General features: G+C 67.6%; 16 protein-coding genes. 8 read left to right on the forward strand and 8 right to left on the reverse strand.

Features of this window, described 5'->3' with window-relative positions; genetic code table 11:
* Positions 1–25: 25 nt before the first annotated feature.
* Positions 26–880 carry an SDR family oxidoreductase gene (locus ACFWFP_RS07075; RefSeq protein WP_379293603.1) on the forward strand — a complete coding sequence of 285 codons (855 nt, stop codon included), beginning with the start codon at positions 26–28 and terminating at the stop codon, positions 878–880.
* Here the strand turns inward: ACFWFP_RS07075 and ACFWFP_RS07080 are convergent.
* Positions 877–1,821 carry a threonine/serine dehydratase gene (locus tag ACFWFP_RS07080; RefSeq protein ID WP_379293604.1) on the reverse strand — a complete coding sequence of 315 codons (945 nt, stop codon included), beginning with the start codon at positions 1,819–1,821 and terminating at the stop codon, positions 877–879. The two genes, ACFWFP_RS07075 and ACFWFP_RS07080, sit on opposite strands and share 4 nt — an antisense overlap.
* A gap of 199 nt (positions 1,822–2,020) precedes the next feature.
* On the opposite strand from ACFWFP_RS07080, the gene ACFWFP_RS07085 reads away from it, so the two are divergent.
* From ACFWFP_RS07085 to thpD, 5 genes are all read left to right on the forward strand, one after another.
* Positions 2,021–2,731, forward strand: a complete 711-nt coding sequence (locus tag ACFWFP_RS07085) for a response regulator transcription factor (RefSeq protein WP_357369059.1) — start codon at positions 2,021–2,023, stop codon at positions 2,729–2,731.
* Between the two features lie 71 nt (positions 2,732–2,802).
* Positions 2,803–3,354, forward strand: coding sequence for a diaminobutyrate acetyltransferase (gene ectA, locus ACFWFP_RS07090; protein WP_379293605.1), 552 nt, complete (start codon positions 2,803–2,805; stop codon positions 3,352–3,354).
* Positions 3,351–4,622 carry a diaminobutyrate--2-oxoglutarate transaminase gene (ectB, locus tag ACFWFP_RS07095; protein WP_379293606.1) on the forward strand — a complete coding sequence of 424 codons (1,272 nt, stop codon included), beginning with the start codon at positions 3,351–3,353 and terminating at the stop codon, positions 4,620–4,622. The genes ectA and ectB overlap by 4 nt, the downstream gene beginning before the upstream one ends.
* Complete coding sequence (locus tag ACFWFP_RS07100; protein ID WP_379293607.1) at positions 4,619–5,023, forward strand: ectoine synthase; 405 nt, start codon at positions 4,619–4,621, stop codon at positions 5,021–5,023. Before ectB ends, ACFWFP_RS07100 begins: the two co-directional genes overlap by 4 nt.
* Positions 5,007–5,933, forward strand: a complete 927-nt coding sequence (gene thpD / locus ACFWFP_RS07105) for an ectoine hydroxylase (protein WP_379293609.1) — start codon at positions 5,007–5,009, stop codon at positions 5,931–5,933. The genes ACFWFP_RS07100 and thpD overlap by 17 nt, the downstream gene beginning before the upstream one ends.
* Positions 5,934–5,990: 57 nt before the next feature.
* Here thpD and ACFWFP_RS07110 read toward each other — a convergent pair whose 3' ends face one another.
* Both ACFWFP_RS07110 and ACFWFP_RS07115 read right to left on the reverse strand, forming a co-directional pair.
* The gene (locus ACFWFP_RS07110; protein WP_379293611.1) at positions 5,991–6,908 is read right to left on the reverse strand and encodes a hypothetical protein; all 918 of its coding nucleotides are present in this window, start codon (positions 6,906–6,908) and stop codon (positions 5,991–5,993) included.
* 234 nt (positions 6,909–7,142) lie between these two features.
* Entirely contained in the window at positions 7,143–8,159 is a 1,017-nt protein-coding gene (locus ACFWFP_RS07115) for a hypothetical protein (RefSeq protein WP_379293612.1), read from the reverse strand.
* 58 nt (positions 8,160–8,217) lie between these two features.
* Between ACFWFP_RS07115 and ACFWFP_RS07120 the strand changes: the two genes are divergently transcribed.
* Together ACFWFP_RS07120 and ACFWFP_RS07125 are read left to right on the forward strand one after the other, a co-directional pair.
* Positions 8,218–8,649: a MarR family winged helix-turn-helix transcriptional regulator gene (locus ACFWFP_RS07120; RefSeq protein ID WP_379293613.1), complete on the forward strand. Its 432-nt coding sequence runs from the start codon at positions 8,218–8,220 to the stop codon at positions 8,647–8,649.
* A 119-nt stretch (positions 8,650–8,768) separates the two neighbouring features.
* Entirely contained in the window at positions 8,769–10,040 is a 1,272-nt protein-coding gene (locus ACFWFP_RS07125; protein ID WP_379293614.1) for a glycosyltransferase family 87 protein, read from the forward strand.
* A gap of 11 nt (positions 10,041–10,051) precedes the next feature.
* Here the strand turns inward: ACFWFP_RS07125 and ACFWFP_RS07130 are convergent, their stop codons facing one another.
* From ACFWFP_RS07130 to ACFWFP_RS07150, 5 genes are all read right to left on the reverse strand, one after another.
* Positions 10,052–10,789, reverse strand: coding sequence for an SRPBCC family protein (locus tag ACFWFP_RS07130; RefSeq protein ID WP_379293615.1), 738 nt, complete (start codon positions 10,787–10,789; stop codon positions 10,052–10,054).
* 28 nt (positions 10,790–10,817) lie between these two features.
* Positions 10,818–11,852, reverse strand: coding sequence for a 4-hydroxy-2-oxovalerate aldolase (gene dmpG, locus ACFWFP_RS07135; RefSeq protein ID WP_379293616.1), 1,035 nt, complete (start codon positions 11,850–11,852; stop codon positions 10,818–10,820).
* An 86-nt stretch (positions 11,853–11,938) separates the two neighbouring features.
* Positions 11,939–12,847, reverse strand: coding sequence for an acetaldehyde dehydrogenase (acetylating) (locus ACFWFP_RS07140; RefSeq protein ID WP_379293618.1), 909 nt, complete (start codon positions 12,845–12,847; stop codon positions 11,939–11,941).
* Between the two features lie 53 nt (positions 12,848–12,900).
* Positions 12,901–13,686 carry a 2-keto-4-pentenoate hydratase gene (locus ACFWFP_RS07145; protein ID WP_379293619.1) on the reverse strand — a complete coding sequence of 262 codons (786 nt, stop codon included), beginning with the start codon at positions 13,684–13,686 and terminating at the stop codon, positions 12,901–12,903.
* The gene (locus ACFWFP_RS07150) at positions 13,680–15,182 is read right to left on the reverse strand and encodes an MDR family MFS transporter (protein WP_379293620.1); all 1,503 of its coding nucleotides are present in this window, start codon (positions 15,180–15,182) and stop codon (positions 13,680–13,682) included. Before ACFWFP_RS07150 ends, ACFWFP_RS07145 begins: the two co-directional genes overlap by 7 nt.
* Between the last annotated feature and the right edge of the window lie 12 nt (positions 15,183–15,194).

The raw sequence follows: 15,194 nt of genomic DNA on the forward strand, positions 1-15,194 counted from the left end.
GTTCACCAAACGTAGGGTCGGGGCCATGACGAAGTTCGACGGGAAGACCTGCCTGATCACCGGGGCCGCCAGCGGCCTCGGCCGTGCCACGGCGTTCGCGGCCGCCGCGAAAGGGGCGTCGCTCGTCCTCACCGACATCACGGCCGACGCACTCGCCACCACCACCGAGGAACTGCGCGCGGCCGGTGCGACGGTGCACCTCGCGCACGCGGCCGACGTCAGCGACCATTCCGCGGTCGTCGGTCTGGCTGCCCATACCTTCGAGGCCGTGCGCCATGTCGACATCGTCATGAACGTGGCGGGCATCGCCACCTGGGGCACCGTCGACAAGCTCACGCCCCAGCAGTGGCGCCGGACCGTCGACATCAACCTGATGGGCCCGATCCACATCATCGAGGAGTTCGTGCGCCCGATGATCACCGCCGGTCGCGGCGGTCACCTGGTGAACGTGTCCTCGGCGGCGGGCATCTTCGGCCTACCGTGGCACGCGCCCTACAGCGCCACCAAGTTCGGCCTGCGCGGAGTCTCGGAGGTGCTGCGGTTCGACCTACGCCGTCACAAGATCGGCGTCAGCCTGGTCTGCCCCGGCGCGATGGCCACCCCGATGGTCGACAGCGTCGACATCGCGGGCATCGACCGCGACAACGCGGCGCTGAACAAGGCGATCGGCCTGTTCATGCGCCACGCCGTCACCCCCGAGCAGGCGGCCACGTCGGTGATCAAGGGTGTCGAGCGCAACCGCTACTGGGTGTACACCTCCCGTGACATCCAAGTGGCGCACTGGGGTCAGCGGTACTTCCCCTACGGCTACACCTTGGCCATGCGCGGCCTGAACTCCGCGATGACCAACTATGTCGACAAGAACGCCCTGGTCCGCTAGACGAGGTCGCTGGGGTCGGTATTGGCCCCACACAGGATCACGCACACCCGTTCGCCGGGTTCGGGCCGATAGGCCGGGCCCGAACCGGTGTCGAGCAGTGCCGCCATCGCGGTGGCCGCGCCGTTCTCCACGGCGATGCGATGGGAGGTCCACAGCTGCTGCCTGGCCGCGCGGATCGCCTCGTCGGGCACCAGCAGTGAGCGCACACTCGGATGCTGGGCGGTGGCCAAGGCCATCGCCGACACATTCGGGGCGCCGAGGGAATCCGCGGCGATCGAGTCGACGGCGACGTCCACCGGGTGACCGGCTTCGAGCGCGGCGTTCAGCGATCGACAGCCCTCGGGTTCGACGGCCACCGTGCGGACCCCGAAATGCTGTGCGGCGACCGCTGTCCCGGTGAACAACCCGCCGCCGCCGACGGCGACGAGCACCGTGTCCAGGTCGGGGATGCGCGCCCCGATCTCGCGCATCAGCGTGCCGGCGCCCGCGGCCACGAGCGTATCGTCATAGGCATGGGCGGCCAGCGCACCACTGGTCTCGGCGAATTCCCGGCAAGCGGCCAACGCCTGCTTGTATTCCGGACCGATCAGTCGCACCCGCGCGCCGTAGTCACGAAGTCGACCGATTTTGACCGCAGGCGCGGTCTCGGGCAGAAACACCGTCGCGGGCACCCCCGCCTCCCGTGCCGCCCATGCGCACGCCAACCCGGCATTGCCGCCCGAGGCGATCGTCACACCCGCGTCCGGCAACGTTTCCGCGGCCGCGTGCGCGCGCACGAAATTCTGCGCACCACGCGCCTTGAACGTGCCGGTGAACTGCAAGAACTCCAGTGCGAAGCAGAGCGGGTCCGGCCCTGGTCCGGCCGGGGCGACAGTGATCGGGCGAACCAGTCCGTCGATGCGCGCCGCGGCGGCTTCGATATCAGCGAAAGTCGGGGTCACCCCCCGACTATGCCACCGGCCACGCCCCGTCGAACCGCCTGTTGAGCAGGCGAATTGTTACGACGGGTTTACGCCCGCACCAGTCTGGGTACATAACAGATCGGTAACAAGCTCGAAGGCGGGATGTCGTGTCGGTCTGGGGACGCGAAACCCCCCAGTGCACCGGCACACGCCCGGCGTGTCAGCAAAGGATGTGCACATGAGCGCGAACCTGATGATCGTGGACGACGATGTCCAGATGCGCGGCGACCTGCGTCGTGCGATGGAAGACGAAGGGTATGCCGTAGCCGAGGCAGGCGTGCCTTCCGACGCCCTCGATCGGCTGCGCAACGACGGGCCACCCGATCTGATGATCGTCGACCTGATGCGCGGCGAAGCCGACGGCTTCGACTGCATCAGGGAGATCCGTCGTGACCACGACGTGCCGATCATCGTGATCAGCACCCGTTACGACACCCACGACGTGGTCGCGGCCCTGGAGGCGGGGGCCGACGACTTCGTGAGCAAGCCGTTCGAAATCAAGGAGATCACCGCCAGGATGCGCGCGCTCCGCCGTCGCGCCCGCATCACCGCCGATCGCGACACGACCCCCGAGGCCGTGCTCGACGCCGATCCGCACGCACCACTGGTGCTGGCGGCCGACGCGGGCGCGGTGCGACGCGGCGCCGAGGAGATCCACCTCACGGTCACCGAATTCCGGTTGCTGTGTGAATTGGCGGAGACCCCCGGCCGCGTGCTGAGTCGATCCGTGCTGCTCGAAAGAGTATGGGATCAGGGCTTTTTCGGTGACGAACGCATTGTCGACGTCCACGTGCGACGCCTGCGCACCAAGATCGAACGCGACCCGTCCGACCCGCGCATCGTGGTTACCGTGCGCGGTCTCGGGTATCGCCTCGATGTGCAGTCGTAGTAAACGATTCGTCATACAACCGCAAAGAGCTCGACACAAAGACCGCAAAGTCTGCTGGGCACGTTAGATATATGACAACGTCCACCATGTCCATCGAGCCGGCCGCCAGCGCGGCGGCCCCTGGTTCGGAACCGAGATTGCGTCATCCACGGCTGGGCGACGGTGCCCAGCTGTGGCGGATCGCCCGCGATTCGCAGGTACTCGACGTCAATTCCAGCTACGCGTACCTGCTGTGGTGTCGCGATTTCGCCGCAACCTCGCTGGTTGCCGAAAGTGACGGTCAGCCCGTCGGATTCGTCATCGGATATGTGCGTCCGGAAGCTCCGGACACGCTGTTCGTCTGGCAGATCGCCGTCGACGCGCAAGCCCGTGGCCGTGGCCTCGCCGCCGCCATCCTGCACGCGCTGCTCGATTCGGTAGCCGGCGCCGGCATCACCACCTTGGAAACCACGATCTCACCCGGAAACACCGCCTCGCAGGCGCTGTTCTCCGCGGTGGCCCGGGAACGCGGTGCCGATTTGCGCACCGAGGACCTGTTCGAAGAAAACGATTTCCCCGATTCACACGAGGCCGAGCTGCTGTATGTGATTTCACCGGCTCAGCGCCAGGAGGAACGACGATGATCACGACCACCGACACCAGCATTTTCGAGGCCATGGAATCGAACGTGCGCGGATACTGCCGTGACTGGCCGGCCATCTTCAGCACCGCCGAAGGCGCCTGGTTGCGCGACGAGCAAGGCCGCGAATACCTCGATTTCTTCGCGGGCGCCGGCGCGTTGAACTACGGGCACAACAACCCGATTCTGAAGAAAGCGCTGCTGGAATACATCGGCAGCAACGGCATCACCCACGGTCTGGATATGTCGACCGTGGCCAAGCGTGAACTGCTCGAGACCGTCCGCGACAATCTGCTCTCGCCGCGTGGCCTCGACTACAAGGTCCAGTTCCCCGGGCCGACCGGCGCGAACGCCGTCGAAGCCGCCCTCAAGCTGGCCCGCAAGGTCACCGGGCGCAAGACGATCCTGAGCTTCACCAACGCCTTCCACGGCATGACCCTTGGCGCGCTGTCGGTGACCGGCAACGCCGCCAAACGGGCCGGTGCGGGGGTGCCGCTCGAGCACTCCACCCCGATGCCCTACGACGGCTACTTCGACAACACCATCGAGGACTTCGGCTGGATGCAGCGCGTTCTCGACGACAGCTCCTCGGGTTTCGATCGCCCCGCCGCGGTGATCGTGGAGACCGTGCAGGGTGAGGGCGGCGTCAACCTGGCCCGCGCCGAATGGCTGCGGCACCTGGCCGGACTGTGCGCCGCGCGCGACATCCTGCTCATCGTCGACGACGTGCAGATGGGCTGCGGGCGCACCGGGCCGTTCTTCTCCTTCGAGATCGCCGGCATCACCCCCGACATCGTGACGCTGTCCAAGTCGATCGGCGGCTACGGTCTGCCGATGGCGCTGGTGCTGCTCAAGCCCGAGCACGACCAGTGGGCGCCCGGCGAGCACAACGGCACCTTCCGTGGCAACAACCCCGCCTTCGTCACCGCGACCGCCGCCCTGCGCGAGTACTGGTCCGATGACAAGCTCGCCCAGCGCACCGCCGAGAACGGCGCCTATGTGGGCCGCACGCTGAGCGCGGTCGCGCAGCGGCACGAGGGAGTGTCCACCCGTGGGCGCGGCATGGTGCACGGCATCGTCTTCGACGACCCGTCGCAGGCGGGCAAGGTGTGCCGCACCGCGTTCGAACAGGGTCTGTTGGTGGAGACCTCGGGGTCGATGGACGAGGTCGTGAAACTGCTGCCGCCGTTGACACTCGGTAGCGACGAACTCGATCAGGGCCTGTCGGTGCTGGTCTCCTCCATCGACACCGTCTGTGGCGGTGCCGCATGATCGTGCGCACCACCGAAGAGATCACCGGTACCGAACGCGATGTGGCAGGGCCGGGTTGGCGCAGCAAGCGCATCGTGCTCGGCGGCGACAAGGTCGGTTTCTCCTTTCACGAGACGACGATCGAGGCGGGGACCGTCCACCGGTTCCACTACCAGAATCACGTCGAGGCGGTGTGGCTGGTCGAGGGCGAGGGCAGCCTGCTCGATCTCGACAACCAGACCGAATACCCGCTGGGCCCCGGCTCGATGTACCTGCTCGACGGCCACGAACGCCACCAGGTCACCGCCCGCACCCAGCTGCGGATGCTGTGTGTTTTCAATCCGCCGGTCACCGGCCGCGAGGTACACGATGAGAACGGGGTGTATCCGCTGATTATCGAGGAGGATGCCGCCAGTGTCTGACCAGCTCGACCGCTACCCGACCCGGTTGTCCGAACCGGCCCCGCATGTCGAACGCACCGATCCGACGGTGTGGGGCACGGTCACATCGCCGGAGCTGGCCGGATTCGACGCGAACGGTTTCGCGTCGATCCCCGACCTGCTCACTCCCGACGAGGTGGCCGCGTTCGGCGCCGAGATCGGCCACCTCGCGGCCGACCCCGTGCTCTACGGCGACGAACGGGTGATCGTGGAACCCGTTGCGGGGCAGGTGCGCTCGGTGTTCCAGGTACACCAGCTCAGCAAACCGATCGCGGAGCTGGTCGCGGAATCGCGGATCGCGGGCCTGGCCGAGCAGATCCTCGGTTCGCCGGTGTACCTGCACCAGACCAGGGTGAACTACATGCCCGGGTTCGGTGGTAGCGGATTCGGCTGGCATTCGGATTTCGAGACCTGGCACGCGGAGGACGGCATGCCCGCCCCGCGGGCGGTGAGCCTGTCGATCGCGCTGACCGACAACTACCCGTTCAACGGCAGCCTGATGCTGATGCCCGGCTCACACCGCACCTACGTGCCGTGCCTGGGCGAAACGCCGAGCGGTCACTATCGGGAGTCGTTGCGCGAGCAGCGGATCGGGATCCCGACGACGGACGACATCACGTTCCTCGCCGCCCGCTACGGCATCACCCAGTTCACCGGGCGGGCGGGTTCGGCCCTGCTGTTCGACTCCAATCTCATGCACGGTTCCTCGAACAACATCACCCCGTTCCCCCGCTCGAACATCTTCGTGGTGTTCAACAGCGTGGACAACGCACTGACGGAGCCCTTCGCGGCCCCCCAGCGCCGCCCGCAACACATCGCCGCCCGCGATTTCACGCCCTTGCGTGAGATCACGGCCGAAGCCGGTGCGGTCCTGGCGGACCAGGCGCCCTAAGCAGGTCGGACACGAAGCCGCCGCCCGCGGATCACCGCGGACGGCGGCTTTCTCGTCCTAGGGCAGTTCGGGCAGGGCGGTGAGAGAGGCGGCCGCACGTGGGTCGTCGTGGGCGGCTGCCGTCCACCAGTGTGCGGCGGCGGCGCGGTCGCCCTGTTGCAGGAGGAGAGTGCCCAGGTCATAGGCGGCGCCGCTGTGGCCTGCCTGTGCGGCTTGGGTCCACAGCGCGCGGGCCGAGTCGTGGTCGCCGCGTTCGTGCATGGCGGTTCCCAGGTCGTGGAGGGCGCCGCCGACGCCCTGATCGGCTCGTGTGGGCGGGTCGGCCTCGGCGATCGAGATCGCCGGCGGGGGATCCGAGGACGCCGGTTCGGTGGAAGTGATTGGGGGACTCGGTTCGACGGGGGGAGTCGAAGGAGCCGGGGGGAGCGGTGTCGTAGCCGGGTCGGTCACCTCGAGGGGTAGTTCGGGGCGGGCCGGTTGGGCCGGGCCGGTACTGAGTTCGACGACCAGTTCGTTGAAATCGGGGGTACCGGGGCCGGTGCTGCACCACAGTGTCGACGCGCCGTCGGGAAGTAGATCGACGACCATGCCGTAATTGCCGGTCCAGGACTGGTGGGTGCCCGATTCGGCCACCCAGACGGGCGTGAGGGTGAACAGCGCGTCGGGTGCGTCCGCGGTGACCGAGATGTCGATACCGTCGGCGAGGGCTTCGTACCAGATGTCGACGCCCGCCAGCGATTTCCCGTTCAGATTCACGTGCCCGTCGTGGACGGAGAGACCGAGACCGAGGCCGGTCACGTCCTCGGGCGCCATCGCCGAGAGGGCACGCAGGTGTACCGCGGTCGTTCCGGCGGGCAGCGCCTCGGTGTACATCGGATACACCGCCGCGCCACACCATTCGATCGGATCGGGGCCGTGATAGCGCTGATCGAGGGGAACAGGGTCGCCAGGGCGTTGCGCGCCGGGGTCATTCATCGGTGGCACCCACCCTCTCGCTGTCACACCCCCTCGCGGCGCCAGACGGTCCGCGGTTGCGCGCTACACCGTACTCGCCTCTACGTGTAGCCGTGGCCGATTCACGACAACGTCGGCGCGGAAAAAGACAGCGCCCCGGCGACCCGTTGACCTGGTCCGGACCTGGGTGTCCGGATGTCGGGCAACGGGATTCGCTGGGGCGTATCCCGGCTGATCGGGCGTGGCGTCCCACGCTCAGACGGCGACCGATTCGCCGATCTCCTCCTCGACCGCGGCGGGAGCGACCGGCTGGGGTGCGTGGCGTGCCTCGTACCGACCGGCCACCACGACCAGCACCACGCCCACGGCCAACCAGGCGAACAACCCGAGCAGGCGGGAACCGAACCCGGCACCACCGTCGAAATAGAGCAGACTGCGCAGCCCTTCGACGAAGTCGGCGCCGTTCCAGAACGAGTGCAGCGCACCGAAGAACCCGTTCTGCAGCTCGGGGCCGTAGACGCCACCGGAGGTGGTGAAGTTCAGCATCACGAACAGGGTGATCAAGGCGAGGGTGGTCCAGCGCTTCAAGAATGTGTGCAGGCCGAGGCCGATCAGGATGATGCCCGAGGTGTAGACCCAGGCGATGCCGAACACGCTCGCGAGGTCGCTGTCGATCACGCCGAACACCGGACCCGCCACCACTACGCCGATGAGGCTGACGATCAGCGCGGTCACCACACCGATGGTGGCGCGCACCCGCATTCGCAACAGCGCGCCCGCGGCGCCGATCACCGCGACGCTGCCGTACGCGCCCACGCTCAACGCGACCAGCAGGAAGAAGATGCCCTGTCCCGTCGGGTCACCGCCCGCCTTGGTCGTCACATCGGTGACCACCAGCGGCACGCCCTGATGATCCGAGACCGACCGGAACGCCACCTCCGCGGCCATCGCGCTGGTATCGGAGCTCGCCGTGGCGACCAGCAGTTCCGGGTCGGCGCCGGGCACGTAGGCGCCGACGAGCTCGCGGTTGCGCAGCGCGGTGACGGCCGCGTCGCGATCGGGCACGGTGACCATGTCGAGCCCGGCACCGCCTTTGTCCTTCATCGTCTGTGCCAGCACCATCGTCTGCGGGGTGTCGCCGACCACCGCGAGCGCGAGATTGTTCGGCTCGGGCTGATGGAACGCGCCGAGGTAGGCGAAAGCCATGCCCAGGCACATCAGCAGCGGCGTCAGCAGATGGCCGGCGATGTGCCGGAACTGGGTGCGAGTCATCGGGGAAGATCTCCAAACAGTTGGTAAATGCAACTAAGTATGGTTGTATGATACAACTATGAACGCGCGGAGCACAAGAACCCAGGCCGTCGACACCATCCAGCGGGAACTCACCGCCTTCGCCCGCCGTGCCCGCGGTCGCGCCGCCGAACTGCACCCCGAGCTGAGCCTGGTCGCCTACAGCATTCTCGACCTGATCCTCGAACGCGACGGTTGCCTGGCCACCGACCTGGCCGAACAGTTCCTGCTCGACAAATCGACCGTCAGCAGGCAGGTCGGCGCGCTCGAGCGGCTCGGCTACCTCGAACGCGCGGTCGACCCCGGCAATCGGCGCAATCACGTCCTGCACGCCACCCCCGAGGGCCGAACCGTCGCCCGGGAGGCCGAACGCCGTCGCCGGGAAGCCTTCCAAGCACGTTTCGCCGACTGGACGGACGAGGATGTCGCGGCCATGGCCGGTTACCTGACCCGCTACAACCGCGGGGACTGACCAGCCCCGTATTCAGCGCGTTAGGTCCGTGGGCGGGCATCCGCCTGGCTATTGTGCGCGTCACCCCGGGCGATGGGCGGTGCCCCCGTAGCGCGTGCGAGTCGGTATAGTCGCCGCGGATGAGTAGTGACACCACCCACCCCGAGCAAGAGCGTTCCCCACGCCCGATCAATCGAGCATGGTGGCTGGTGCCGGTATTGCTCACCATTGTGTCGGTGGTCTGTGTCAGGACGCCGATCTGGCCCTTCGAACGCTATTCCGACGGGTTCATCGATCTCCAGGTCTACCGTCTCGGCATCGAGGCGATGCGCGACGGCGCCGACATGTACGGCCAGCTGCCCAAGACCACGATCGGCATCGGTCTGCCCTTCATCTACCCGCCGTTCGCGGCCATCGCGCTCGCGCCGTTCGCGCTGCTGCCGTGGGGCACGGCGAAGATCCTCTACGTCGTGGTGTCGATCGCCGCCGTCGCCTGGACGCTGTACCTGGTGGCCCGCCGCTACCACCCGGACCGCAAGCAGGCGGCCCTGCTCGTCACCGCCTGCGCGGTCCCACTGGCGATGCTGCTGGAACCGGTTCGCTCGACCATCGACTTCGGCCAGGTCAATCTGTTGCTGATGGTGCTGGTCGCCACCGACTGCCTGCTCCCGAAGACCCGCTACCCACGCGGCATGCTGATCGGCCTGGCCGCCGCCATCAAACTCACGCCCGCCGCGTTCGTTCTCTTCTTCCTGGTCCGCAAGGACTACAAGGCCGCCGCGACCGCCGCGGGCACCGGCGCGATCGCCACCATCGCGTCCTTCGCGTTCCTGCCCACCGAATCCACCCGCTACTGGTTCGGTGGCCTCGGCAACGTCTCGGGCCTGAGCGGCTCGGCCTTCCACACCAATCAGTCGATCCAGGCCGTCATGGCCCGCCTGCACATCACCGGTCTCCCGTTCGACGCGCTGTGGCTCGTGCTGGGCGCCCTGCTGCTGGTCCTGGTCGTCGCCGCGATGCGCAAGGCCGCCGACGCCCCCGCGATCGCCCTGTCACTCAACGCGGTCTTCACGCTGCTGCTGTCGCCGATCTCGTGGTCGCACCACTGGGTCTGGATCGCGCCCGCGTTGCTGGCGATGGTCTGCCACGCCCGCACCCTGCCGGTGCGCAGCGCTCGCGGCTGGTACGCCACGACCGTCGCCGTCGCCGCGGTCTTCGTGATCGCACCGCACAGTTTCCTGCCCGACGGCGAACACCGCGAGACCTCATGGACATGGGATCAGCACATCATCGGCGACACCTATGTGTGGCTGGCGGTCGGGCTGGTTGTCCTGTTCCTCGTCACCGGACGCCGGCCGGCGCAGCCCGCGCAGGAGCCCGCGGCGGTCGAGGAACACGCGCGCGTCGCCTGAACCCGGCCGTCTCAGCCCAGGTGGTTGACGACGGCTACCGGGGGCCGGGCAGTGATTCCGTCGGGGTCTGCGATGTCGGCGAGTTGCCGAAGGCTCGCGTCCAACCCGCGCTGAAGGGCGTGACCGAGTACGGCAGCGTCGGCGTCTCGTAGCACCTGGCCGTGCAGGCCGGTGCGGAGAGTGGCGCACGAGAGGTCGCGCAGGTGCTCGAGTTCGACCGCGAAGGTGACCGCGATACCGGTTACCGCACCGCACGTCATCGTCCAGCTGTGGTTCGGGCGGTATTCGGTGACGACCAGACGCACGTCGTGGAGCATGTCGAACATCTGGACCTGTGCGGCGAGTTCGAGATCGGCACCGACTCGTTCCGGCGCCGTGGCGGTCCAGGCGTGGAGTTCGGACATCCACGCGGCGATATTCTCCGGTTCGGACAGCAGGTCCCACAGCGCATCCGGGGGGACGGGCAGGCAGACGGAACCGCTGACGTGCACGTAATCCACGCCGTCGCACGGCGCGCCGTCAGGCGTGATCAGCTGACCGGTCTGCCTGCGATGACTCCGCTGGGCCATGATCCCCCACTTCATCGGGACCCGGCGTGCGGTGGTCGCACGTCGACCGGTCCCGAACGGCGTGCGACAGACGATAGCCGACCCACTCGAAATGTCCATTCGGACAGTGGATTTCGCCAGCGAGACCATATCCGCGCCGTGTTCTTCGTGGAAAGTCACCATCGCCCCACGTGCGTCCACGGGGGCGATGGTGACCGAATCGGGTGCCTCAGGCGGTGACGGAGGCTTCGCGTCGGAGTTCGAGAGCGATGTCGATGAGTTGGTCTTCCTGGCCGCCGACGAGTTTGCGTTTGCCCGCGCGGACGAGCATTGCGGCGGCGGAGACGCCGTAGCGTTCGGCTTGGCGTTCGGCGTGTTTGAGGAAGCTGGAGTAGACGCCCGCGTAGCCCATCATCAGTGATTGGCGGTCGAGCAGGCATTCTTGGGGCATGGTGGGGCGGACGATGTCTTCGGCGGCGTCGGCGATGGCGAAGAAGTCCACGCCGGTGCTGATGCCGAGTTTGTCGGCGACACCGACGAATGCCTCGACGGGGGTGTTACCCGCGCCCGCGCCGAAACGGCGGGTGGAGCCGTCGATCTGGGTGGCACCCGCGCGGACCGCGTAGACGGAGTTGGCGACGGCGAGGCCGAGGTTTTCGTGGCCGTGGAAGCCGACTCGGGCGTCGGTGCCGAGTTCGGCGACGACAGCGGCGACGCGGTCGGAGACCTGTTCCAGGACAAGGGCACCGGCGGAGTCGACGATGTAGACGCACTGGCAGCCGGCGTCGGCCATGATCCGGGCTTGTTCGGCGAGGACTTCGGGGGGTTGGGTGTGCGACATCATGAGGAAGCCGACGGTTTCCAGGCCCAGGTCGCGGGCGTAGCCGAAGTGCTGGATGGAGACGTCGGCTTCGGTGCAGTGGGTGGCGATGCGGCAGATGGTGGCGCCGTTGTCCTGGGAGATCTTGATGTCTTCTTTGACGCCGACGCCGGGCAGCATGAGGAAGGCGATCTCGGCGTTCTTGGCTGTCTCGGCGGCGATCGTGATGAGTTGTTGTTCGGGGGTTTTGGAGAATCCGTAGTTGAAGGAGGATCCGCCGAGGCCGTCGCCGTGGGTGACTTCGATGACGGGGACGCCTGCGTTGTCGAGAGCGGCGACGATGTCGCGGACTTCGGTGGTGGTGAATTGGTGGCGTTTGTGGTGGGAGCCGTCACGCAGGGAGGTGTCGGTGATCCGGATGTCGAGTTCGGCAGAGAATGGCATGGTCGAGTCTCCTTACGCCCGGCTCGGCTGCGGCGGACGCAGGGCCTCGGGGGTGATGGTGTCCAGGGCTGACGAATCGGTCATGATCACACCCGCGTCGACAGGATCTGATCGGCCATGACCTCACCGACACGGGTTGCCGCGGCGGTCATGATGTCGAGGTTGCCCGCGTACGGGGGCAGGAAATCGCCCGCGCCTTCGACTTCGACGAACACCGAGACCTTCGCCAGCCCACCGGAAACGACCGACGGTTCGTCGAACTGGGGTTCGTTGAGCAGGCGGTAGCCGGGCACGTATTGCTGGATGTCGGCGACCATCTGGTGGATGGAGGCGGTGATCGCGTCGTGGTCGGCGTCGTCGGGGATGGCGCAGAAGATGGTGTCGCGCATGATCATCGGTGGTTCGGCGGGGTTCAGGATGATGATCGCCTTGCCGCGCTGGGCGCCGCCGATGGTTTCCACGCCACGGCTGGTGGTCTTGGTGAACTCGTCGATGTTGGCGCGGGTGCCAGGACCTGCCGAATTGGACGAGACCGACGCAACGATCTCGGCATAGGGGACAGGCACGACGCGCGAAACCGCGGCGACGATCGGGATGGTGGCCTGCCCGCCGCAGGTGATCATGTTGACGTTCGGCGCTTGCAGCAGCGAGGCCAGGTTCACCGGCGGTACCACGGCCGGACCCACCGCGGCGGGGGTGAGGTCGACGGCGCGGATGCCGAGTTCGGCATAGCGGGGTGCGGCCGCGCGGTGGACGTAGGCCGAAGTCGCCTCGAACACCATGTCGGGCTTCTCGTCCTGGGCGAGTAGCCAGTCCACACCTTCGGCGGAGGTTTCCAGGCCGAGTCCGCGCGCGCGTTTGAGCCCTTCGCTCTCGGGGTCGATGCCGATCATCCAGCGCGGCTCGATGGACTCCGAGCGCAGCAGTTTGTAGAGCAGGTCGGTGCTGATGTTGCCGGATCCGATGATCGCGGCGGTGACGGAACCGTGGGACACGGTCGGCCTCCTTCGAGGAATGGCGGCCCGGACGGGCTGCGGATGGGATCGGCTCAGGTGAACGACAAGCGGACGGAGCCGAGTCCGGCGAAGTCGGCGCGGAAATCATCGCCCGGTCGGGCGTCGATGGCGCGGGTACAGGAACCGGGCAGCACGATGTCGCCCGCTTTCAGCCGGACCCCGAAGGTGGCGACCTTGCGGGCCAGCCAGGCGACCGCGATCGACGGATCGCCGAGGACCGCGTCGCTGCGGCCTTCAGCGACGACCTCACCGTTGCGGGTGAGGACGGCGTCGATCGCGGTGATGTCGATATCGCCCGGGGCGACGCGTTCGCGGCCGAGGACGAACCCGGCCGAGGAGGCATTGTCGGAGATGGTGTCGGCCAGGCCGATCTTCCAGTCGGTGATCCTCGAGTCGATCAACTCGATCGACGGCGCGTACGCGACCGTCGCGGCGAGGACGTCGGCTTCGGTGCAGTCCTCGCCGGGCAGATCGGCGCCGAGGATGAACCCGACCTCGACCTCCACCCGGGGAAGCAGAAACCGCGAGGCCTGGACGGGGACGTCTTCGAAGACCTCCATGTCGGCGAGCAGATGACCGTAGTCGGGCTCGTCGACCCCCATCATCTGCTGCATCGCCTTCGACGACAGCCCCACCTTGTGCCCGACGACCTTCCCGCCGTCGTCCAGCCTGCGCCGGATATTGAGCAGCTGGACCTCGTACGCGTCCACCACATCGATGCCCGGATACCGGTCGACGATGGGGGACACGGCCACCCGATCCAGCTCCGCCCGCGCCAGTTCGGCGGCGAGCTCGGTGCGCATGCCGGTTGTCAGCATCCTGGCTCCCTCTTCTCGTCTGGTGATGCCACCCCATGCTCGTGGTCGAGGCGGCCTGCCGGGCCGGGCTCTCCCGCTGGATGGACAGGAAATTCCAGGGCCCGGCGAGGGATCACCGCGCACGCGGCCACCAGGACAACGGTCATGACCGCGATCGACACGAACACGAGATGTATCGCGGCGGACAGTGATTGCGGAGTCGGCGCACCGACGCCGGAAAGGCGTGCGTTGACGATCGCACCGAAGACCGCGACGCCCACCGCGCTGCCCAGCGACCGCGCGAACATGGTGGCGGAGGTGACGACCCCGCGCTCGGCCCACCGCGCACTCGTCTGCGCCGCGATGAGCGTGGGTGTGGCCACCAAACCCATGCCCGCGCCGACCACGAAACACGACGCGGCGACCTGCCACAGGGCCGCATTCTCGTCGAGCAGCAGGGTGGTCGCCGCGCCGAGCGCCGCGACGGTACTGCCGAGCACCGCGCACGTGCGAAACCCGAAGCGCAGATACACCGTTCCCGCTCTGGCCGCGGCCAACGGCCAGCCGAGGGTCAGCGCGCCGGTGACGAGCCCCGCGACCAGGGCGCTCGACCCGAGCACGCCCTGATTGAACATCGGCACATACGTCGTGAACCCGAACAGCAGCGCCCCGCCCAGCATGGCAGCGACACTGCTCGCGATCACCACCCGCCGGGTGAACACCCACAGCGGCAGAATCGGTTGCGTGGCACGCGCTTCGACGGCAACGAACAGTGTGAGCGACAGTCCCGCGCACCCGAAGACCGCGATACCGACCGGCGATCCCCACGCCCACCCGTGACCGCCCTCGAGCAGTCCGAGCACCAGTGCTCCCGCACCGAGCGTCAGCAGCGCCGCCCCGGCGTAGTCGATGCTGCGCCGGCGCCGCGGGACGGCCTCGTGGAAGTTGCGGATCAGCATCCAGGCGGCGAGCGCGGCCAGCGGCAGGTTGACCAGGAAGATCCACCGCCAGCCGAGATAGTCGGCGCAGAGGCCGCCGAGCAGCGGGCCCGTCACCGACGCCACCGCCCACACCCCGGCCAGATAGCCCTGGACCGTGGCACGTTCGGCCAACGTGTACAGATCACCCGCGATGACCATGGTCGTCGGCTGGATGGCGCCGGCGCCGATGCCTTGGACGGCACGGAACACGATCAGGGCGAGCATGCTGCTCGCCAGCCCGCACAGCAGCGAGCCCAGCGCGAACACCGCGATGCCGAACACCATCACCGGCTTGCGCCCGAACGTGTCGGCGAGCGCGCCGTAGATCGGCACGGTGACGGCTTGGGCGAGCAGATAGCTCGTGAACAGCCACGGGAACAGTGTGAAATCGCCGAGGCTGTCGGTGATCGACAGCACCGCGGTCGCCAAAATCGTCGAATCGAGGGCGACGAGTCCGGTGACGAGCATCAGCGAGGCGAGCACCGGCCCACGGTCCGAGCCGAATCCGACGTCGGACCGCGCGGTATCGGTTGCCACAGAACACCTCTC

It is taken from the genome of Nocardia sp. NPDC060249, from assembly GCF_042728755.1.
GTDB lineage: Bacteria > Actinomycetota > Actinomycetes > Mycobacteriales > Mycobacteriaceae > Nocardia.

Coding starts and splice junctions, on each gene's coding strand:
- ACFWFP_RS07075 (WP_379293603.1), top strand. CDS start 26: ATGACGAAGTTCGACGGGAAGACCTGCCTGATCACCGGGGCCGCCAGC.
- ACFWFP_RS07085 (WP_357369059.1), top strand. CDS start 2,021: ATGAGCGCGAACCTGATGATCGTGGACGACGATGTCCAGATGCGCGGC.
- ectA (WP_379293605.1), top strand. CDS start 2,803: ATGACAACGTCCACCATGTCCATCGAGCCGGCCGCCAGCGCGGCGGCC.
- ectB (WP_379293606.1), top strand. CDS start 3,351: ATGATCACGACCACCGACACCAGCATTTTCGAGGCCATGGAATCGAAC.
- ACFWFP_RS07100 (WP_379293607.1), top strand. CDS start 4,619: ATGATCGTGCGCACCACCGAAGAGATCACCGGTACCGAACGCGATGTG.
- thpD (WP_379293609.1), top strand. CDS start 5,007: ATGCCGCCAGTGTCTGACCAGCTCGACCGCTACCCGACCCGGTTGTCC.
- ACFWFP_RS07110 (WP_379293611.1), bottom strand. CDS start 6,908: ATGAATGACCCCGGCGCGCAACGCCCTGGCGACCCTGTTCCCCTCGAT.
- ACFWFP_RS07115 (WP_379293612.1), bottom strand. CDS start 8,159: ATGACTCGCACCCAGTTCCGGCACATCGCCGGCCATCTGCTGACGCCG.
- ACFWFP_RS07120 (WP_379293613.1), top strand. CDS start 8,218: ATGAACGCGCGGAGCACAAGAACCCAGGCCGTCGACACCATCCAGCGG.
- ACFWFP_RS07125 (WP_379293614.1), top strand. CDS start 8,769: ATGAGTAGTGACACCACCCACCCCGAGCAAGAGCGTTCCCCACGCCCG.
- dmpG (WP_379293616.1), bottom strand. CDS start 11,852: ATGCCATTCTCTGCCGAACTCGACATCCGGATCACCGACACCTCCCTG.
- ACFWFP_RS07145 (WP_379293619.1), bottom strand. CDS start 13,686: ATGCTGACAACCGGCATGCGCACCGAGCTCGCCGCCGAACTGGCGCGG.